This window comes from Candidatus Zixiibacteriota bacterium (genome assembly GCA_029860345.1).
Taxonomy (GTDB): domain Bacteria; phylum Zixibacteria; class MSB-5A5; order GN15; family FEB-12; genus JAJRTA01.
This window is the reverse complement of sequence record JAOUBJ010000018.1, coordinates 37,666-61,082: the sequence shown is the minus strand read 5'-3', so window position 1 is coordinate 61,082 and position 23,417 is coordinate 37,666. Positions and strand designations below refer to the sequence as shown.

General features: G+C 55.0%; 7 protein-coding genes. All 7 read right to left on the bottom strand.

The genetic code is table 11. The features are described 5' to 3' along the window. Positions 1-5 precede the first annotated feature (5 nt). Positions 6-2,186 (bottom strand): beta-galactosidase, encoded by a 2,181-nt coding sequence (locus OEV49_15715; protein ID MDH3892512.1) that lies wholly within the window; start codon positions 2,184-2,186, stop codon positions 6-8. Positions 2,187-2,494: 308 nt separating this feature from the next. Next, positions 2,495-4,012, bottom strand: a complete 1,518-nt coding sequence (locus tag OEV49_15710; protein ID MDH3892511.1) for a T9SS type A sorting domain-containing protein — start codon at positions 4,010-4,012, stop codon at positions 2,495-2,497. A 203-nt stretch (positions 4,013-4,215) separates the two neighbouring features. Next, the gene (locus OEV49_15705) at positions 4,216-5,124 is read right to left on the bottom strand and encodes a T9SS type A sorting domain-containing protein (protein MDH3892510.1); all 909 of its coding nucleotides are present in this window, start codon (positions 5,122-5,124) and stop codon (positions 4,216-4,218) included. Between the two features lie 266 nt (positions 5,125-5,390). Then, positions 5,391-7,781: a S8 family serine peptidase gene (locus tag OEV49_15700; protein MDH3892509.1), complete on the bottom strand. Its 2,391-nt coding sequence runs from the start codon at positions 7,779-7,781 to the stop codon at positions 5,391-5,393. A gap of 400 nt (positions 7,782-8,181) precedes the next feature. Beyond that, the gene (locus tag OEV49_15695; GenBank protein MDH3892508.1) at positions 8,182-11,592 is read right to left on the bottom strand and encodes a dockerin type I repeat-containing protein; all 3,411 of its coding nucleotides are present in this window, start codon (positions 11,590-11,592) and stop codon (positions 8,182-8,184) included. A gap of 308 nt (positions 11,593-11,900) precedes the next feature. After that, on the bottom strand, positions 11,901-15,317 hold the full coding sequence (locus OEV49_15690) for a hypothetical protein (GenBank protein ID MDH3892507.1): 3,417 nt from the start codon (positions 15,315-15,317) through the stop codon (positions 11,901-11,903). 569 nt (positions 15,318-15,886) lie between these two features. Further along, entirely contained in the window at positions 15,887-23,416 is a 7,530-nt protein-coding gene (locus OEV49_15685; protein ID MDH3892506.1) for a putative Ig domain-containing protein, read from the bottom strand. Position 23,417: the final 1 nt, after the last annotated feature.

The window sequence follows — 23,417 nt, the reverse complement described above, 5'->3', positions numbered from 1 at the left end:
GATGGTTACCGCCTTTCTATCAGGAAGACGTACCCGTCCGGAAAACTGACCGGAAGTTGGATACCATCTTTGAGTTCTTTGGTCGTAATCCTGATCGGTTTGCTTTCTTCGCGATCGAACAGATTGGTCAGTTTCAGTCGAGGGGATTTGTATCCGGCCGCTTTTAGGTCTGCTTTTATTATGACTTCCTTACCGCTTCGTTCGATGCCATCGGACAGCTCACCGGCCGGCGGAGCGACTACGAACAGAAGCCCCTTCTTCTCACCCAGTTTGAATGCGATATCAACCGACGGATCACTGCAATACACCTGAGGTGTGATCGACTCGCCGATAAGGACCGATTCAAGATAAGCCAGCTTGGCATGGTTTCCACCCGACGCGAAGTCGAAAGTGAACAGGAAGAGAGTGCCTTTGAACCGCGATGATGACACACCCACCAGCTTGGTGCCGTTCTTGCAAAGCTTGCGAACTTTGGCGTCATCGGTGGAACGAATGGAACCGTAGACATGGGTCGGGAATGATCCGCCTTTGTGTTCGGCGGAGCCGATCCCATAGTCGACACTGGTCTTGATTCGGAAGTGATTGGCCAGAATCTGACAATCACGGAGCGTCTCGTCGTATCGGGGCATCAGACCACAAATGATAACATTCACGCCTGATTTCACCAAGTCTACAACAGCCTCCTGATCGGTTCGGGACATTACTTCAGTCGAGGGTATGAAGACCATTTTATAGCTCTTTAACGATTCCCAGTCACGGTTTTCGCGAACACCGAAGTTCACTTTCAACCGCATGAGATCACGACAGAATCCGGAGGCCGAATCATCCAGCAATCGGCCGACATAGGGGAACATTTTCTTGAAGGTGATTGTCTTCATCCATTCATATAGCCGATTCCCCACCACCGCAACCTGCTCATTGGACTCCATCTCCTCAAGGCCAACCTCCATGATGGCTGTGTTGAATTCCCGGGCCACGCTGTATCCCTCGGAGATAGTACCGTCGTTGTGAAGCGGCGCCCCGTGCCAATGATCACGATCCACAAACATGTAATGGTTAAGCCCGCTGAACCCGGAAGCCAAACTGGCGGCCAGATAAAAGCGACGCTGATTGGCCGGTATTGGTGCGATCGTCTCCTCCCGGTCCGGGTCTTCAGCGGCCGCTCCGGAAGTAAACGAAGTCGCAAAAGCGAATCCGTATTCGGACTTTAGGAAGCGCGCCTTGACAGCCAGGTCAAAGTAGCTGCCGCCCGGAAAGACATTGGCCCCAAGAAACGGCGAGCGGTCGTCAGGCACCAGATCGAAAGCGGGCAGCAGGCTGCCTGGTTTGAAGTAGAGCGAGCGAAAGATAAGCGGTTCCACTGTGTAGGAGGAGAATACATCCTCTAACCCCTCCAGATAGGTCACCAATACTTGCTGCCGAAACTTCATCCAGTCAATCGCTTTGACAAACCGTTTGGGGTCCAAATCCTTGAACTTTCGTGGTGGCTCTATCTGGTCGAAATTGGAGTGTTTCTCTTTGTAAGCAGCGTTCAGCTTTTTGATATCACCATAGAGCTCTTCCAAAAAGGCGGGATAGTGCTCGGCTATCACATCCGGATTGAAATCTGCCGAGTCCGGTTCCAATAACTGTCCAAACGAGGTCTCATAATCCAATTCGACCATGAAGATAGGTCCTCGTGGATGCACATAGTTCTTGGTGATTTCAATGAAGTTCTTGAAAAAATTCTTGATGTGGAACTGATAGGTCTTGTGCAGATAGCTGGGAAGATAGCCGCCGTCGACACCGCAGTCATTGGGCAGCTTGCATTCCTGACCGGCGGCATCCCGAGCAAAAGTGCTCAGATCACTGAAAACAAACTTCGGCAGCCCCCCGTTTTCCAACTGACCTTTGACAATTGGACCGGGCCGCAAAATGACTTTGAAGCCAAACTCCCGAGCCAACTCAAGAAAGACGATCAAGTCTTTTGAGGGATCAGTGACACCGGAAAAATCGAAATGCTTGCTTTCATCCTGATGAACATTCCACGGCACGGCAGTGGAAATGATACGAAAGCCGGCGCGCTTAATCCGCTCAAAGCAGATCGACCAGTAACGCTTGTCGATCCGGAAGTAGTGCATCTCCACGGAGAACGGATGGTAGGTTTCTTTTCCGATTGAGAATTTGTTTCCGATGACCCCTAACATATAACCCTTTATCTTTCAATAAGTTAACGTTTTCATAATCCGCTACATAAGGTACTAAACTACGAAAATCGGGCTATAAAGTCAACTTAATTCGTGTATGCTGTTGTGGGACAATGGGTTGTATTGGCCAACCGCCTGTTTCGGGTAGTTTTGGACTGTCAAGGTGTACTGACCGGAGTGCAAAGTTCGGCGTATTTGCCATTTTTGTAAGTGGTTGGCAGTTGTCCACATTTCCTTGCGGCTTTGTAATCGGCACATCTGGACATGGGCCGATCACCAAACCTGTGGACGTATGCCCCTCACCGGTCTTATTTCAGCAGCACCATCTTCTTGGTCTGAGTGAAGCTGTCGGTGTGGAGGCGATAAAAGTAGACTCCGGAGGACACCGGGGCACCGCTTGAAGTGAGGCCGTTCCACTCGGCCACATAGCTGCCCTGCGATAACTGTTCGTTGACCAAGGTGGCCACTTGCCGACCGAGAACATTGTAAACAACCAGACTAACCTGCGATCTTGAGGGCAACTCGAAAGCTATCTGAGTGTTCGGGTTGAATGGATTGGGATAGTTCTGACCGAGGGCGAAGGTGGTGGGGCGGTTGTCACCTGAAACATCCTTGACGGCTGTGACCAGGTCAATGATATGGACCATGTACTGCTGTCTTAACGGCGAGTAACTTCCACCGGTGGGCGTCAAAACGACACTGTCGGCGTGCGCCATACCGACCGCAAGGTTACGACCGTCGGATTGTACAATCAGTGTCTCCGGAGTAGTCCCCGAAGTCGGCGTGACCATCAGCCAAGCCGAATCGGTGGTGACCGCGAAGGGTATGGCGCTCACACCATCGGTCGCGGTTACGATCAATGTCTCCGGTGGGGCCTGGTTGCCGTCTTTGGCGTAGGAGAGAAACCCCCAAAACGGAGTTGATGAAATCAACGGCTGCACCGTCACAATACACGGAACCTCCAGGGGCGAATTGGCCACCCCCGCGGCCGTTACTGTTATCGTGTCGAAATAGTGACCGGCCGACAGCCCGGTGATATCGGCTGAGATGGTTAGTGAGATCGGTGTCGTACCGCCAGCCTGCGGATCAACCTGAAGCCAGGCCTGGTTATTGGCCACCGAGATGCTAAGCGGGTTGCCGGTATCGAAGGCATCAATTTCGAGCGACTGGTTGACCGGTTGGACCCCTTCTTGCGTTGTAAACTTCACCACGCCCGGAGTTGGGACCAAACGCTGTGTCCCGTTGGAATCCAAAACTGTAAAACAATGAGGTCCATCCCAGGCGGGCAGACGATCACCCACCAAAACGCTGTCGACAGTTCCCCCCGCCCACAGCCATGGTCCGGAGGGTGGGTAGAACGCTGAGTCCAGGCAGACAGTCTTACCGTGGTCCTGAGCAAGTATCGGCCCTATGGTGATGGTGTAGGCGGTATCATCGAATCCTGCCGGCAGGCCGGTACCTGAGGCACCACGAATCCCACCAAAACCCAGGGTGTCTGCTCCGGAGCCGGTAAGCCCGAACCTATTAATCGTCCAAAGCAGATCGAATTCGTTTGAGCCGATAGTTCCGAGATCATTGTCACCTACCGTCGTATCCCAGGTGGCGCCGTTTGGAGAATAGACGTGAAGACCGTTGGTGATACCTTTCATGGCATACGCACCGTCATTGGTCAAGCGAATATAGAAGGTTATCTGCTGATCGGTATTAAGAGTATTGGGGTCATACAAGCCCACCACGCTGTCAAGTGAGATAGCGAAGTCGGCGGCCGCACCGGACGAACAGAGCATCAGAAGCAGTAGCAAAAGAGGCAAAGAAACAGATTTCATCTAATCATGGCTCCAAATCGAAGTGACCTCAGACAGGCCGCAGGTTCATACACAATCCAACCGGATCAAGGGTTGTAAGATACCGGTTCCAGGCACTATGTCAACGTGAAACCGGGACGGTAACGTAGTAGCGAGCAGGCACAAATCTCGATAAAAAAACCCCCGGTTGGCCGGGGGTTGTGATTCGCCGTAAAAGAGCCTGTCTACTTCAGCAAAACCATTTTCTTGGTCTGTGTGAACTGTTCGGTATGTAGGCGATAGAAGTAGATGCCCGAGGAGACATGGTTGCCGGAGGATGAACGACCGTTCCACTCTGCCTCATAACTTCCTTGTCCGAGTTTCTCGTCGACCAACGTGGTGACTTCTTGCCCCAACACATTGTATACGGTCAGCCGCACATGAGTAACGATTGGGAGATCGAATGCAATACTGCTGCTCGGGTTGAACGGGTTGGGATAATTTTGTCCGAGTGAAAAGGTGGTGGGGAGGCTGTTATCGTCGGTCACCTTAACATCGGCCGGGTCAGGCTCGACAAAGTAGCAATAAGGACCGCCCCAGGCCGGGAAGAAGTCATTGCCACCGGCGGCCGCCCATTTCCATGTGCCTGCCGATCCATAATAGGCGGAATCGACACAGATAGTTGTCGTGTTCACAATAGATCCCCCCCCGATAGGACCGATCGTAATTGTGTAGGCGGTGTCATCGAAGCCCGCGGGCAAGCCAGCTGAGAAGAACCTGAATCCACCAAAGCCGACGGTGTCGGAAATGCTTCCGTTCACCTGACCGGCCTGGTCATTTGGATACATCTGCAATCCAGAACTGCCGTCGAACATGGCCGCTGTAATCGTTCCCAGCGAAGCCGTCTTCACCGTGTCCCAATTGGCGCCGTCGTCTGAATAAACTCTGTAGCCGTTGGTGATTCCATCTAAAGCGAAGCCGGTATTGTTGTTCACTCTGATGTAGAACGTCGCCTCACCGCCGAGAGCCAGGGTGTCGGCTGACGACCCCTGCAGTCCGGTTACAAGATCAACGGTGATGTTGCCGGATTGTCCCATCGCTATTCCTGTGCACAACAGTGACGCTCCGACCAGCAAGAGTACTTTCGATATCATTTACTATCCTCCGAACAGATATATATGTTTTTCAAGTCCTAAAGTCTCAACACAGTACATGACGAATTTACCGCTCTATTTGTCCAATCACCTCCTCGTTCACCAGGTACAATCTCGCATTCCACCCTAAAATACGAACCATAACTGGTCGCATGATAGGAATTTGGCTGATCGGAGTCAATAAAAATTGGTAGCTGCGAGCAAAAAACTAAGCATGAAAAAAGGGCGGGCCTTAGGCCCGCCCTGGAGTTATCTCAGATAGTCGATCACGGAGGTGGCGGGGGGCCACTGTTGAACATAAAGTCGACCATATAGACCAAATCGGCGATGTCGATCAACAGCAGGCCGTCGATGTTCCCCACAAAATACGGATCGGGGGCTGGGCCGGCGTTAAACATGAAATCCACCAGGTAAACCAGATCGGCGATGTTGATGTCGCCGCCGGAGCAGTCTACATCTCCGCGAATGCAGCCTTGGATTTCGATAGAACCGGCGCTGAAAACCGGAACCAACTCGCCCCAGAGGGCTTCATAGCGCGGCCGCTTGCCGGAGGCGGTTATCGAGTCCACAGCCATTACCTCGCCGCCCGTAGCGCTGGGAGGCACGTTGAAAAAGATGTTAAGGATGGCTCCGGTATCGGGCTGTAGGTAGTTGGAGCCACCGCTGGCCGGATCATCTGTCTTCAAAAGGAAACCGTATTTTTTGTTTGTCACCAGCGAGTTGTTGGTGATGCTCTCAAAATATGCGGTGCGAAGACCTTCCGTCGAAATACTGTCGAAAGTAACACCCAGCGTGTTTTCCATGTAGAAACTGAACTGGATTTCCTTGATCTGGGCGGTATTGTGCATGTAGACCGGTAGAACCGCCTGGAAGCCGGCTGGGGCCACCACATCGGCAATGTCGACGGTATCGGCCGTGACCCAGATGTAATTGGTCAAGTGTTCCTCACCCGGTCCAAGGGAGCTGGTGTCGTCGACGATCAGAGAGACATCGTAAACACCCGGGTCGTTGTAAACGTATGTGGGGTTTTGATCCGAAGATATATCACCGGTGCCGAAGCTCCAATCCCATGAGGTAGGTGAGTACGGCGACTGATCGCTGAAATTGACGGTCAGCGGCGCTTCGCCTTGATCCACATCGGAGGTAAACAGGGCGCAGGCCAGTCCGGCCATGGCTGCTTCGGCGTCGATTCGTCCGGAGCCGAGCTTGGCTATGTAGCTTGAGTTGCATGATCCGGCATATACGTCGTGGGCGGTGTTGATAATTATCGAGTCCACCTGGTACTTGGTCAGGCTGGGCATCTGGGAGCGTATCAAGGCAGCCAGACCCGCAACATGAGGTGAAGCCATCGACGTACCCCAGTAAGTGGCCATAATGGGTGCGGCATTGCTGTTGGACGCAGTGGAAAGGATGGCTGAGCCGTAACCTGAGATATCAACCCAGTAACCAAAGTTGGAGAAGCCGGTTTTGCAGTCGTTGCTTTCGACTGAAGCTACCGACAACACCTCGAAACCGAAAGGATCGTAATCCATATAGTCGGGCTGATCGATGTTGTCGTTGCCGGCGGCGTGAGTCACCGTCATACCGGCCGAATCGCAGAGCTGCATGGCTGCGTTCATAGTAGTGGTACCGGAGGAACCCCAACTGGCGTTTGCAATCTTGGCGCCGTTGCGCGCAGCATACTGGAGGGCGGTGCCGCAGTTGTTGGAGTTAACGTAACCGTTACCGTCGGAGCCGGTGGCGCCGACCCGGAGGCACATAATGCGCACGCCGCGATAGGCGCGGTTACCGCCCAACCAGCCACCGGCCATGCCTGAGCCGTTAACGCCGTTGTTGGTGACTTCGGCCATGATGCCGCCGACATGGGTGCCGTGACCATTACGATCTTGTGGGTCGGGGTCCGGCGTGTGATTATCTTCGTAGGCTGCGGCACTGCCGATACCGGTGAGAAAGTCGTAGCCGATCAGATCGTCGACGGTACCATTGCCGTCGTCGTCGATACCGTTGAGATCATCGATATCGTAAGGTACGCCGTCGCCGTCGATATCCTCACCCGGGTTGACCCAGATGTTGTCTCTGAGGTCCGAGTGGTTATAGTTAACGCCGGAATCGACATCGGCCACGATAATAGAATCAGAGCCGGCCTCCCGGTCCCAGGCGGCCCGGACATTGACGTTCAGCGAGGTCATGTGCCATTGACTGTTGAATTGCGGATCGTCGGGTGTGACTGCCAACGGCATGGCCCAGACCGGCTCGGCCGTTCTAACATTCGGGTTTTGCAGCAAGGCATCCACAACTTCGCGGACAGGTGTCTCCTCCGGAAAGGATAACTCATAAAACCGGGTGTAATCCGGCAAGCCTGAGTTTATCTCTCGCGGCTTGGAGCCGGGGAAAATCTCATGGGCTTCGGTGACCGAAAACTGATCCAGAATCGGATCGAGACTGCCCAGAGCAAAACTCACTCGACCGAAACCCTTGTTGAGCCGAGAGAGGTCGACGCCTTCTTCGAAGACAACCGTCACCTTACCCTCGATTATGTAGGGTTTGGGGGTATTCCCGCTCTGGCTTATCACGCTATGTCCATCAGTCGGCATAGCCCACAGCGCCGCTGTCAGAAGAAGCGGACCAAAGAGCACCTTTGTCCATCTGTTTGTCATCTTGCTACCTACTCCTATTTCACCTATGATTCTCTTGTTCATTCACTCGATCGTCCATTTAGAATAACGTCCAATTGGATCGAAAAGTTAACGTTGATTATACAGGCGTGTCTTCAAACGCAAGTATCATTTGGGGCTTGTCTTCCGATTCTCTGACCGCCCGGACAGGTCCAACGAACTTTCTAATTCCGTGTTCAGTGCCGTTTTACAGAAAAAAGACGTTACTAACTGTTTGCTCGGCACCATTATCCGTGCTGGCGGTCTATCAGTGAGAACACACTGTTGAATATAGCTAAATCTGGCGTTTTTCCAAGCAAAAAAGGAAAGCCACCCCCGTAGATGACGGGGGCGGCTTCAGGTTTATCTAATGAGTCTTTTAGACTCTGGATGATCTAACCTGCTACGGACATGGGATCGGCGGCGGACCACCAGTGAACATGAAGTCGACCAGCCAGACGAGATCGGAAATATCGATCACGCCGTCGGCGTTTACATCGGCTTGTTCGAGGCAGGGCGGCGGCGGTCCACCAGTGAACATCCAGTCCACTAACCAGACGAGATCGGAGATGTCGATCCTACCGTCACCGTTAAGGTCACCGCGAATGCCTACGCAGCAACTACAAGTCGGCTTGGGCACGTATTCATCAAAATAATCATGACACTCCTGCGCCGAGGCGATAAAGGCCGCAAAGCCCAAACGACTGGTGATCAAACATTTGAAAACCCAGAGCGTTGTGGTCGGGGTAAGCGTGTAGCCGGATTTGAAGGTCATAACCGAGTGCAGATCGGCATCGAGTGAATCCGAAAGGACATATCCCTCGCGAGCGGTCATCAAGCTGTCTAACTGTTCCGGGATAAAGCCACCGGCCGGGTAGACCCAAAGGGCGTTACTACCGGACCAGGCGCCGTAAGGATCGGAGCTCTCGGTAGTATCAACTCCATCGATCTCCATTGTCCTGAGAAGCTCAATACCACCGTAGCGGTCTGAGTTCTCCTGACACTCTTCGGGGTCTTCATTGTACTCAGAACCCTGTAGGTAGACCAGCCGCTCGCCGGCCTCAAAGCCGGAACGGTTGCGCGATGCAGTGTCGGCCGGGATATCCCAGTCGATGGCTTCACCGATGTTCAGATCGGTATGCGTCGTACTGTCAAGCACGGTGATCCGCAGGATCTGAATTATGAAATTGGAGCCCTGGGAAGCGCTTTGATCCGGATGTACCCACCACTTCTCGATCAGGATACCGGTGTCATGAGTTGTGAACTCAGAAAAGTAGGTATCGTCGATGAAAAGAGACTCTGGTATGGAGTCGCAGGACATGCCGCGGAAGAACGGCACCGACGCAAGGTGACCGACCGGCACGAAGCCTTCGTCGGAAATATAAGTGGTACCGAAGATCGACCAGTTGCAGATGACCGAGTCACCGTCCGGCCAGCAGATGACCGGGGAGGCGTCGTAGGCATAGACCGTGGCGTCGCCGGGGATAGTATCCTCAGCAGCTTCCAGGTCGTCGCAGTCACCAAAGTCAAAGAAGTCAAGATTGACATGACCGGCGCCCTGGTTACCCCAGTTACCCATGTTGGATACGACCAGCGAGAAACAACCGGTGGTAATTGTGTCGAATACCGGCGGCACGATTGTGTCAACGATGAAGAAGTTGATCGGGAACACATAGGGCGAGCCGTTCATGTTACCGGTGACAGTCATGTTACCCGTCAGGTTCACAATCGTACCGGGAGCGTTGATTGTACCACCTTCGTTGATGGTAACAGTACCGCTAATGGTGTTATTGGCGCCTGAGTTGATGGTTCCAGACTCAAGTGAAGGAGAAACGGACAGCCAACCGGAGTAAGGGCCAGGATCTTCGTTCAACTGTGTTTCAAAGTTGGCAGGCACGTTACCGAAGTTCTCGACAGTCAGCGGCTTGTCGTACTGAGTACCATGTTTGGTGTACTCAGGATAGTCGATGCCGGTCCAGCCGCTGGGACACCAGCAAGAGGTCGGAACCGGCTCGACACAAGGCAGACGGAACCAACGCACGTCGGCTTGTTGCCAGGTGCCTTCGTCCTGCACGATACCACCGGGATCGGGATCGCCGATGTACTGTACATCGAGGAAGTAAGCGCCGGTGTAGCTGCCGGTAGGATCGACAACTTCAGCACTGCTCATGTCACCGCCCAGATTGGTACCATGACGATTCATGGAGGACCAGTGCTCACTACGGCACTCGCCAACCGCGCCGGTCGCAGAGTCGCAGTGCGGTGTGCGGGTGTTGGTCAGATTGCGAGGGATATCCCAGGTGAGACCACCGTCGTCGGAGACGGCCATATAGAGGTCGCCGTTGGCCGAACCGAAGGCATCACCACCGGCACCGAAGGCGCGGTTGTGACAGTCTTCTTCGATACCGTTGACGACATCATTGAACTGGGTCCAAAGAACATACAACTTGCCGTCGCATTCTGAGACGTTCATCTTGGAGCCGTTAAGCTGCCAGGCGCCACCGTTACACGTGGTTTGGTCCCATTCGAGATTGGCCGCGGTACGGATATTACCGGTAGCTTTCACAAAGCCCAGATTCTCACCCCAATGGAAAACACGGCCACGCAAGAGACCGGCCTGGCCGCCACTGTTGGCGTCGGCCGGCCAGAAACGTGCACCCCACACGATGTGCAGGTCTTCGTCTGAAGTGATCAGGGACTGCAAGTCGGTGTAAGGGCGGTGGCCATCGACGCCATCCTGATTCTGAGTCAGGTTGACACGCGGCAGCCAGGAGCCCGGGGCGCCGTAGTTGTTTGATATCTGATAGTAGATGTCGTTGTCCCACTGGACAAAGTTCTGGCCGGACTGGCTGGAACAGGTGTCGCAGTCACCGTCGTCGGGACGGTTGGCAATCCAGGTCAGAGCGACCTTGCCGGTGACCTCGGAGCAAGCCACATCCTGCGCGATGTCGAACACCGTGTCAGGAACGTATGGCGGGAAATCCCATTCGCCGGTGTCATTCTCACCGACCTTACGGAAGTAGATGATAGCCTGTGCATCACCGGCGCCCGGTTCGGAAACCTGTGTGAAGACGTGGGTGACCGGATCGGCCTTGCCCGGCGTCTCATGATAGCGAATTGACGGCCAGATAGCCGACTTCAGGGAGTCGTTGGGATCCTGAGCGGTACCGGCGGCCAAAGTAGTGTCCGGTACACGACGATTCATACCAAAGAAGCCGAAACCGGGGCCGAAGTCCCAGTAAATATGAGGCTGGTAACCTGAACCCTGGTTGTTGTGACCACCGAGAACGGCGCGGCCGTCCTGAGTGACATCCAGAGAAACATATCCGGCGTATTCACCGTCGGGCTGAATCTTAACCTGACCGAGGAATGTGCCGGCCTGGCCACCGCCGGCGTAGTAGACGTTGTAGGCATAATGGCGGTTTTCCGTCACTTCGGTGGCCAAACGCGTCCACAGAAAGTGGACCATGAAGCCTTCACCGCCGGCTACGTCATTGCCCCAGTCTACCATGCGGGTCATACGACCGTTATGCTGGTAGTCGTAGTAAGTATCACCAATCTTGACACCGGGCCACGGCGGAGAGGTACTTACTGAGTTACCCAGCGAGACGCCATCGCCCAGCTCGGTGGCCGGGTTGGCGTTGAGCGTACCTGAGTTGGTCGCGTCCGGGAATGCGTACTGGAGTGACTTGTACACCAGCGGGTTGATTACCCGCGGCGACTCTTCGGGCGATTTAACGGCCTGAGCCGACAGGGCCACAAAAGCGACCACTAGTAAGGAGAGGATCAGAATCGTCGAAATTCTCTTTGTCATTCGATTACTCCTTTCGAGACAGATGATTCCCGATCTATTCCTGCTTCTAAGACTAACCTTGGGGCGAAGCGGCATCGGGTGGGGCACCGACCGGCAGACGCATGGAAATCCCAAATGCGTAGTGAGGATGTTCTCAACCGTGATTTCGGCACCATTGTTCGTGCCGGCGGTCTATCCGTGAGAACTCACTATTAAATATAGTCAAGTTTGGCGTTTTTCCAAGCAAAAAAGAAAGCCGCCCCCGTAGATGACGGGGGCGGCTTCAGGTTTATCTGAAGGACCTTATAGGTCCTGTGTGATCTAACCTTTTATGGACATGCAACCGGCGGCGGACCACCAGTGAACATGAAGTCGACCAGCCAGACGAGATCGGAAATGTCGATCGCCAGGTCGCCGTTCATGTCTGCTTCGTCGAAGCAAGGCGGCGCCGGGCCACCGGTGAACATGAAGTCAACCAGGTAAACGAGGTCGGAGATGTCAATGGCATCGGCACCGTCGTAATCGACGTTACCGCGGATCGGCGGGATGCAGCATCCGCAGGACGGCGATTTCAGATTATCCGCATACCAGGTATGACACTCCTGAGCCGAGGCGATAAACGCCGCAAAGCCCAAACGACTGGTGATCAAACATTTGAAGATCCAGAGCGTCTTGGTCGGGGTAAGCGTGTAGCCGGACCTGAAGGTCATAACCGAGTGCAGATCGGCATCAAGTGAATCCGAAAGGACGTATCCCTCGCGAGCGGTCATCAAGCTGTCCAGCTCTTCAGGGATATAGCCACCAGCCGGGTACACCCAAAGGGCGTTACTACCGGACCAGGCGCCGTAAGGATCGGAACTCTCGGTGACAGTTCCACCATCGTCTTCTCTGATCTCAAGAAGCTCAATACCACCGTAGCGGTCTGAGTTTTCCTGACACTCTTCAGGGTCTTCATCGTATTCAGAACCCTGCTGGTAGACCAGCCTTTCAGCCGGACTGAAGCCTGAACGGTTACGCGAAGCGGAGTCAGCCGGGATATCCCAGTCGATGGCTTCACCGATGTTCAGGTCAGTGTGTGTCTGACCATCGATCACGGTGATCTTCAGAATCTGAATGATCCAGTTGGAACCCTGTTGAGCACTCTGATCCGGAGCGATCCACCACTTCTCAATCAGGATACCGGTGTCATGAGTGGTAAACTGAGACAAGTAGGCTTCGTTGTAATACAGGTCGTTCGGCGGGTCTTCACAGTCCTGACCGTAGAGGAACGGCGTTACCGGAGTGTGACCGACCGGCACGAAGCCTTCGTCGGAGATGTAAGTGGTACCGAAGATCGACCAGTTACAGATGACCGAGTCACCGTCCGGCCAGCAGATGACCGGGGAGGCGTCGTAGGCATAGACCGTGGCGTCGCCGGGGATGGTATCCTCAGCATCTTCCAGGTCGTCGCAGTCACCAAAGTCGAAGAAGTCAAGGTTGACATGACCGGCGCCCTGGTTACCCCAGTTACCCATGTTGGATACGACCAACGAGAAGCAACCGGTGGTAATGGTATCAAAGATCGGCGGCACGATTGTGTCAACGATGAAGAAGTTGATCGGGAACACATAAGGTGAACCGATCAGGTTACCGGTCGCAGTCATGTTACCCGTCAGGTTCACAACCGTACCGGGAAGGTTGATTGTGCCACCGGCGTTGATGGTAACAGTACCGCTAACGGTATTGGCCGCGCCTGAGTTGATGGTTCCAGCCGAAAGTGAAGCTGAAACGGACAACCAGCCACTATGCGGACCGACATCTTCGTTCAAGGCCATCGTAAAGTTGGTGGCCGTGTTGCCGGGATTCTCGATAGTCAGCGGCTTGTCATACTGAGTACCATGTTTGGTGTACTCAGGATAGTCGATTTCGGTCCAGGAGGGAGCCCAGCCCGGAGTCGGAACCGGCTCGACACAAGGCAGACGGAACCAACGCACGTCGGCCTGCTGCCAGGTACCTTCGTCCTGTACAATACCACCGGGATCGGGATCGCCGATGTACTGTACATCGAGGAAGTAAGCGCCGGTGTAGCTGCCGGTAGGATCGACAACCACAGCACCGGACATGTCACCGCCCAGGTTGGTACCAATGCGGTTCATGGAGGACCAGTGCTCACTACGGCACTCGCCAACCGCGCCGGTCGCAGAGTCGCAGTGCGGTGTGCGGGTGTTGGTCAAGTCACGAGCGGCGTCCCAGGTGAGACCACCGTCGTCGGAAACAGCCATATAGAGGTCGCCGTTGGCCGAACCGAAGGCATCACCACCGGCGCCGAAGGCGCGGTTGTGACAGTCTTCTTCGATACCGTTGGCAACGTCGTTGAACTGGGTCCAGATCACGTACAGCTTGCCGTCGCATTCGCCGACGTTCATCTTGGAGCCGTTAAGCTGCCAGGCACCACCGTTACACGTGGTCTGATCCCATTCGAGATTAGCCGCGGTGCGGATGTTACCGGTAGCTTTCACAAAGCCCAGATTCTCACCCCAATGGAAGATACGGCCACGCAAGAGACCAGCCTGCCCGCCACTGTTGGCGTCGGCCGGCCAGAAACGTGAACCCCAAACGATATGCAGATCATCATCGGAAGTGATCAGGGCCTGCATGTCGGTGTACGGGCGGTAGCCATCGACGCCATCCTGCTTTTGAGTCAGGTTGACACGCGGCAGCCAGGAGCCCGGGGCGCCGTAGTTCATTGAGATCTGATAGTAAATGTCGTTGTCCCACTGGACAAAGTTCTGGCCGTTTTGGCTGGAACAGGTGTCGCAGTCACCGTCGTCGGGACGGTTGGCAATCCAGGTCAGAGCGACCTTGCCCGAAGTCTCGGAGCAAGCCACATCCTGCGCGATGTCGAACACCGTGTCAGGAACGTATGGCGGGAAATCCCATTCGCCGGTATCATCGGCACCGACCTTACGGAAGTAGATGACAGCCTGTGCATCACCAGCGCCCGGTTCGGAAACCTGAGTGAAGACGTGGGTGACCGGATCGGCCTTGCCCGGCGTCTCATGATAGCGAATTGACGGCCAGATAGCCGACTTCAGGGAGTCGTTGGGATCCTGACCGGTACCGGCGGCCAAGGTGGTGTCCGGTACACGACGGTTCATACCAAAGAATGCAAAACCGGGTCCGAAGTCCCAGTAGGTATGAGCCTGGTAGCCTGAACCCTGGTTGTTGTGACCACCGAGAACGGCGCGGCCGTCCTGAGTGACATCCAGAGAAACATAACCGGCGTATTCACCGTCGGGCTGAATCTTAACCTGACCGAGGAATGTGCCGGCCTGGCCACCGCCGGCATAATACGCGTTGTAGGTATAGTGGCGGTTTTCCGTCACTTCGGTGGCCAAACGCATCCACTCAAAGTGGACCATGAAGCCTTCACCGCCAGCTACATCATTGCCCCAGTCTACCATACGGGTCATACGACCGTTATGCTGGTAGTCGTAGTAGGTATCACCAAGCTTAACACCGGGCCATGGCGGAGCGGCACTTACGGCGTTACCTAGTGAGACGCCATCGCCCAGCTCGGTGGCCGGATTGGCGTTGAGCGTACCGGAGTTGGTCGCGTCCGGGAATGCGTACTGGAGCGACCTATACACCAGCGGGTTGATCACTCGCGGCGACTCTTCCGGCGATTTGACGGCCTGAGCCGACATCGCCACAAAAGCAACCACTAGTAAGGAGAGGATCAGAATCGTCGAAATTCTCCTTGTCATTCAAGTGCTCCTTTCGAGAGATGAATAGTTCCCAACTTATTTCTGCCTTCAAGACTAATCTTTGAGCGAAGCGGCATCGGTTTCGAAACCGATAGGCAGATTGCTCAAAGAATCAGTTCCGAATGCCATGCAATCACTACGTTTACTATTTCTGCGAGACACCTCCTTTCCTAAAACCTTCCTTAACACCCCAGGCGGAACTTCGGGGAGGTTTTCGGTTTGATCGTCCTTGCACTCAAGATGTTGAAGTAAATTCTCAACAAGCTATAACAGCTTATCATACCTCAAGGCAATGCATGCAGAGACAGCCGACCACGGCCATCTCAGATGTAAGCTTCGTGAAAATCGCTAGTACCAAGCGACAAAAACGTAAGACCTAAAAGTCACTGGTCGTTTTTCACCTACGAAGGTCACACTATAGATAACTTCTGATGCGAAAGTTGTCAAGTATTTTCGCATGATATATGGACAAAACTGGGTCTGAAACGGCTTTTTGGGGCTGGTTAATATCAGCCGAATAGCCGCTGCGAGAGCGGCTATTCGGTGATTATCGGATTCGGTCGGCGCAATTATTGCGGCGGTCGTGGACCAGCATGGTACAGGAAGTTGATCATATAAACGATATCGGCCACATCGACCGTGCCGCTCATGTCGGCGTCGCCAACCTCCATGGGATTGGGTGCGACACCGCCCCGGAAAATATACCCGGCCAGCATGACAACGTCATTCAAGGTGTACTTGTCGTTGCCGTCAATGTCGCCTCTAAGAGCGCTGAGTACGGCGAAATTGGTGACCATCGGGGTTGCCAGACCGGTCGAATCGGTAGCCGTGAATGTTATCTGGAATACCTGACCCACCTGGGAGAGTTCGGGGTTGAAGTAATAGGTCCCGGTATCACCGACCACCGACCAAGTGGCGTTGGTCACAAATGGCGCCGCATCCAGTGTTACCGGCGTGGCTTCGGGGTCGCTGGCGGCCAGCGCCTGAGTGTACGGGAAGCCGATGAACACATCAATGGTATCGGGCAGGACAACCGACCAGACAGGCGGCTGGTTGCCGGCTTCGACAACAATGATGTCAACCAACTGCGTGTCCGACAAACCTTCCAGGTCATCGGCTATGAACGACAGGGAGTATTGCCCGGCCTGAGTGAAGTCCGGCGTGAAATCGAACAGAACGATGTCACTGGAAGGTTGCGTGATGGTATAGTTACTGTCGGGCAGGCCTTCCACTCTCAAGAGCGGGACATCGCGGTCATCGGCGGCCTGAACATTGAAGTTCAGGTTTTGACCTTCGGTCAGGTTGAACGGTCCGATGCCGTCTGAGAACTGCATGGTCGGCGCCTGATTGCGATCATATACCTTGATCGTCTGGGTGCCCGAGGAATCTCTCAGGAGCGGATCGAACTCATCAATCACGTGGACTTTCATAAAGACAAAAGTCGGATTATCGTCTCCCTGGGAGTAATCGGGGACAAAGGTCAGCACGCCGTTATTGATGGCGCCGTCCCAGGTCAAATCCACCGTCATATTGGGCAGGAGCCCACCGGTACCGTTAACATCGATCTCGATATTCGGGATCGAGCCGTCATCGTCCCAGGCCATAAAGGTGAACAGAAGCGTGTCGAGCTCCATGACCGAGTCCGGCTGGTTGAACGGAATCAGGAACCATGGTGTACGATTGACATCGACCACCGTGATGATCACCTCGGCCGAGTCGATATCACTCGGGAAGTCAGCGTCAGTGGCGTAGAACCAGACACTGTAACTGCCTGAGTCCTCCTGGGTGGTGGTCCATTCGAAGACATAGATGTTGTCGGCATCCGGATCTTCGAAGGTAGCCGTGCCCGGCAGGGCCGAAGTAGTCATGATCGGCGGCGGGCCGTCGATATCAGCAGCTCCGACCAGGAAGGAAACAGTGTTTAATTCATCAACGGTCACGTTTGAAAGCGGCGACAACGATGGGAACTGATTTCCGGCCTCGACCACATCGACTGTAAGAACCGCGGCTGTCGAGTCTGCGCCGTCGTGAGCGAACAGTGTAATATCATAAATGCCGGCCTGCACGAAATCGGGAGCGAACCCGAACCAGGCCACACCGTTGCCTGAGTCTGTGAAGGTGAAGTTCGACGGCATGGTCAATGAATCTATGCTGTATGTTATCAGTTCAAGCTCGGGGTCCTGGGCCGTGATGCTGTCGACCAGGGTGGTGCCCTCGGTAACAGACGGTGACGGCAGGGGATCAAAGACCGGCGCCTGGTTGCCGGCTTCAACAACCTGTATCAGCACCAGTTCTTCGGTGACGTCCACACCGTCATCAGCCATGAATGTGACCGAGTACAGCCCTGCCTGGAGGAAAGTGGGGCTGAAGGTGAACAGGCCGGTGTTGTCGAGGTTGTCGATAAACGCGGCGTTGTCAATCAGGGAGTCGACCGACAGGAAAATCGGCAGGCCACCGTCCGGATCGCTGGCGGAAACATTGATTACCAGAGTATTACCCTCGGTGACCGCTTGGGGACCGATAGAGTCAAGAACCGGCGGGATGTTAGTGCCCACCACCGTGATTTCAACATCCATGGTCGTGCTCAACTGGGGCGTGCCCTGGTCGACGGCCAGGAAGGTGGCGGTGTCGAGACCTTCCATGCCGTGGTCGGGATGGAAGATAAAGCGTCCGGTGTTGTCGCCGTTGTCCACAAAAGTAGCGTTGGGCGGCGAAACCAGCATGGTCATGAGGACGATTCCGGCCGTGTCGGCGTCGGTGGTGTCGGTGACTGTGACCAGGAAAGTCAAGGAGTCTTCGACAGCCACAGTGAACGGCCCGATTGAGTCAAACAAAGGCGGCTGGTTGGCTTCCAGCGTGGTGACAACGAATGTTTGCGAACTGGCCTGGTATGGCGGCGCCACTTCGGATGCGAAAATGAGTACCGAGTCCTCACCGGCGTCGAAGTAGTCCGGCGCATAGGTCAGCACGGCCACTCCGTTTCCGCTGTCGACAAAGGTGACGTGGTTCATGAGTGTACTCGCGGCGATGGAGACAAATCCACCTTCGGGATCTGATGCCGTTATGACCAATTCAAGGATGTCTCCCTCGGCCACCGAAGTGTCGGGAATAGCTGTGATGACCGGTGGTTGGTCGCCGGACTCGCTCACGGTGATCTGTACCAGTTCACTGTCCGGCAAGGCTACACCGTCGTCTGCGTAGAACATCACGTTGTAAACACCGGCCGATAAGAAGTCGGGCGTCCAGTCGAAGTTACCTGTGCCGTCCAGGTTGTCCACAAAGGTGGCGCCGGTCGGCAATGAGACAGCCGACAGGGCCGGTATGGTGCCGTCTGAATCGCTGGCCGTAACCAGGAAGTTCAGGTTGATACCTTCAAAGGCAACCCTGGCTCTGATCGAGTCGAGTACCGGGTCGTGGTTACCGGATTCGGTCACCGTGATGACTACCTGTTCGCTGTCGATCAGAGCACCATCATCGGCGTAGAAAGTGACATTGTAGGCATTAGCCTGGGTGAAGTCGGGCGTCCAGTCGAAGACAGCGGTGCCGTCGCCGTTATCGACAAACGTGGCGCCGGTCGGCAGCGTGGAGGTAGACAGCAACGGGATATCCGTATCCGGATCGGTGGCTGACACGATGAAGTTGAGGTTGAGTCCTTCAACAACCGTTTGCGGGCCGATAGCGTTCAAGGTCGGGATCTGGTTTCCGGCATCGTTGACCGTTATGGTAACAGCTTCACTGTCGGCTACCAGGCCATCATCGGCATAGAAAGTAACGTTGTAGGCTCCGGCTTGAGTGAAATCAGGCGTCCAGTCGAAAGTGCCGGTGCCGTCGGCATTATCAGTATAGGTGGCTCCCGCCGGCAGGATTGAGTTGGTCATGAGCGGGATAGTGCCATCGGGATCGCTGGAAGTGACAACGAAGTTCAAGTTGGCCCCTTCGGTGATCGTCTGGGGTCCGATAGGCGCAAGTACGGGCGGCTGGTTGCCGACTTCGTTGACGGTTATCACAACGATTTCGCTGTCGACCAGCAAACCGTCGTTGGCATAGAATGTGATGTTGTGTATCCCGGCCTGAGTGAAGTCGGGTGTCCAATCGAAAACACCGCTGCCGTCGCCGTTGTCGACAAATGTCGCACCGGTCGGGGGTGTGGATATCGAGAGTGCCGGGATGGTAGCATCCGGGTCGGTTGCCGAAACGGTGAAGTTCAGATTGACGTTTTCGTCAATGGTTTGCGGACCGATCAGAGCCAAAACCGGAATTTGGTTTTCAGCGTCAAGCACATCAATGACAACCTGTTCACTATCGATCAGAGCACCGTCATCGGCATAGAAAGTGACGTTGTACGTTCCAGCGTCGGTGAAGCCGGGCAGCCAGTCAAATGAGCCTGAACCGTCGCCGTTGTCGACGAAAGATGCACCGGTAGGCAGCGTTGAGGTTGTAAGGGTCGGTATGTCGGCGTCAGGATCAGTCGCAGTCACAATGAAGTTGAGCAAAACATCCTCAACTGTTAATTGCGGTCCGATTGCGGCCAGAACCGGGGACTGGTTACCAGCCTCGTTGACCGTGATCACGACCTGTTCTGAGTCAATCAGGGCGCCGTCGTCGGCGTAAAAAGTCACGTTGTAGCTGCCCGCATCGATGAAGCTGGGTGTCCAGTCGAAGGTACCGCTGCCGTCCAGGTTGTCAACAAACGTCGCACCGGTGGGCAGAGTCGAGGTCGACAGCGTCGGGATAGTAGCATCCGGATCAGTGGCCGTAACACCGAAATTCAGGTTTACATTTTCAGTCGTGCTTTGAGCGCCGATAGCGGCCAGGACAGGTGACTGGTTGCCGGATTCGGCAATGGTTATGACCACCGCCTCGCTGTCGGCAGCCGGTCCGTCGGAGGCGTAGAAGGTGACGTTGTAGATGCCCGCATCGGTAAATCCGGGCGTCCAGTCGAACGTGCCCGTACCGTCCAAGTTGTCGACAAAGGTCGCGCCGGTCGGCAGGGCCGAGGTCGACAAGGCGGGGGTGGTCGCATCCGGATCGGTAGCGGTTACCACGAAGTTCAGGTTGACATCTTCGTTGGTTCCCTGGGGACCTATAGCGGCCAACACCGGATCCTGGTTTCCGGCCTCGTTGACGGTAATCACAACCGCTTCACTGTCGGCGGCCGTGCCGTCGTCGGCGTAGAACGTCACGTTGTAGGCGCCGGCATCGGTGAAGCCGGGTGTCCAGTCGAACGTTCCCGAGCCGTCGCCATTATCAACGAAGGTCGCACCGGTCGGAAGAGTCGAAGTGGTCAGACTTGGAATCGTTGCGTCAGGATCAGAGGCATTTATGCCGAAATTCAGGTTGACGTCTTCGGTAGTGCTCTGGGCACCAATGGCGGCCAGGATTGGTGACTGGTTACCGGCCTCGTTGACCGTGATGACAACAGCTTCACTGTCGCTGGCCGTGCCGTCGTCGGCGTAGAAGGTAACGTTGTACGCACCGGCATCGGTAAAGCCGGGTGTCCAGTCGAAGGTCCCGGAACCGTCACCGTTGTCGACAAAGGTCGCGCCGGTCGGCAGGGTCGAAGTGGTCAGACTTGGAATCGTTGCATCAGGATCAGAGGCATTTATGCCGAAGTTTAGATTGACGTCTTCGGTCGTGCTCTGAGCACCAATCGCGGCTAATACAGGTGACTGGTTTCCGGCCTCGTTAACCGTGATGACAACGCCTTCGCTGTCAGAGGCCGTGCCGTCGTCGGCATAGAAGGTGACGTCATACGTCCCGGCATCGGTAAAGCTCGGTGTCCAGTCGAAGGTTCCGGAGCCGTCACCGTTGTCTACAAAGGTCGCACCGGTCGGCAGGGTCGACGTGGTCAGACTTGGAATCGTTGCGTCAGGATCAGAGGCACTTATCCCGAAGTTCAGGTTGACGTTTTCGGTAGTGCTCTGGGCACCGATCGCAGCCAGTATCGGGGACTGGTTACCGGATTCGTTGACAGTAATGACAACAGCCTCGCTGTCAGCTGCACTGCCGTCGCCGGCATAGAATGTGACGTTATACGTCCCGGCATCGGTAAAGCTCGGTGTCCAGTCGAACGTGCCGGAGCCGTCACCGTTGTCTACAAACGTCGCACCGGTCGGCAGAGTCGAAGTGGTCAGACTTGGAATCGTTGCGTCAGGATCAGTGGCAGTTATACCGAAGTTCAGGTTGACGTCTTCAGTTGTGCTTTGGGCGCCAATGGCGGCCAGCACAGGTGATTGGTTGCCTGCTTCGTTGACGGTGATGACAACGGCTTCGCTGTCAACAGCCGGTCCATCGGAGGCGTAGAAAGTGACGTTATATGCCCCGGCATCGGTGAAGCCCGGCGTCCAGTCGAACGTGCCGGAACCATCACCGTTGTCAACAAAGGTCGCACCGGTCGGCAGGGTCGAAGTGGTCAGACTTGGAATCGTTGCGTCAGGATCAGAGGCATTTATGCCAAAGTTCAGGTTCACGTTTTCAGTCGTACTTTGCGCACCGATAGCGGCCAGCACGGGTGACTGATTGCCCACTTCGTTAATAGTTATCACGACTTGCTCGGAGTCAACCGCCGCCGAGTCGTCGGTCGCATAAAACGTGACATTGTAGGTACCGGCATCGGTGAAGCCGGGAGTCCAGTTGAAATCGCCTGAGCCATCGCCGTTGTCTACATAAGAAGCGCCGCTCGGTAGCGTGGAGGTGGTCATCACCGGCGTGCTTTCAATGTCAGTAGCTGAGACGGCGAATGTGAGCAGACTGTTTTCTGTTCCCACTTGCGGACCGATCGCGGCTAATACCGGAAGCTGGTTACCGGCTTCGATAACTGTGATTACCACTTGTTCTGAATCAATCAGACTCGGTTGCAGGTCGTCGGTGGCGTAGAATGTGACGTTATACACACCATCGTCGAAGAAACCAGGCGTCCAGTCGAAACTACCACTGCCGTCGCCGTTGTCGACGTATGTCGCACCGGCGGGTAGGGCGGAACTGGTCATTACCGGGAAGCCGCCGTCGGCATCGGTCGCGGTCGCGGTGAAGGCCAGTAGTTGTCCCTCGGTGACGTTTTGAGGTCCAATTGCGGCCAGGATGGGTAGCGAGTTCGAGATGTAGTTGTATCCACCAACCAGTATGTTGGACAACTGCCCCGAGGCCAGGTTGGTCACGGATACGTCGGCCAGTCCGGCAGTTCCCGCCTGCGTGGTACCGGTGATCTCATACGGTGAGACGACCGTGACACCGGTCAGAGAGGCGGCGCCCACCAGCGCACCGGCGCCGGCCATATCAAAACCGGAACCAGTGATAGTCACCACCGTTCCACCCAGGGTCAGGCCGCTGTCGGGGTTGATAGCAACCACAACCGGCGCCGCCACCACAGAGGAATTAACGGTGGCTACATCGGAGTGCTGCGAATAGTTGCCGGAGCCATCTTCGGCGACGATCAGATAATTGTACGAACTGACACCGTCAACAGTGACGTCGACAAAGAAGCTGTCCGAAACGCCTGCATTGGCCAGCGAACCAGTGGGATCATCAACGCGGAAGAAAGAACCGCTGGAGGTAGCCACCCGTCGGTAAACATGGTAGGTCATGCCGGGGGATGAGTTCCATCCGATCACTACCGAGCTGGTTGATACGGCCATGCCCGTAAGGCCGGTCGGTTTGAACGGCCAGGCCACCGCCGCCAACTGGATATTCTCCTGCTGGAACGAGTTGTTGGGAATAGCCTTGCCCAAATGGAACCCTTCGTCGTTGGCCAGATTGTAGAAGTAATAATCGTATGGATTTCCGGGTGCTTCGGTAAGATAGTTCTGGAAATCGTCAAACCAGTTGCCGGCATCGTAGCCGGCACCGGTTGAGGATTCGATCCTGATCTCTTCGTCCGTATCATCCAGGAAACCTACAAAGCTAATATCGCCATTGGCCGGTGTAGACAGATCGGTGTTTTGCACGGTCCCGAATATGGAACCCTGGGCGAAGGCAGACAACGGCATTGCCGCCACCACTGCCAGCACCAGCGCATACAGGTATTTTGACCTGCGATCTGTTTTCTTTTTCTTCACCACCAAACCTCCATCTATTATAACGTCACTTTTTTTCAAATCCATA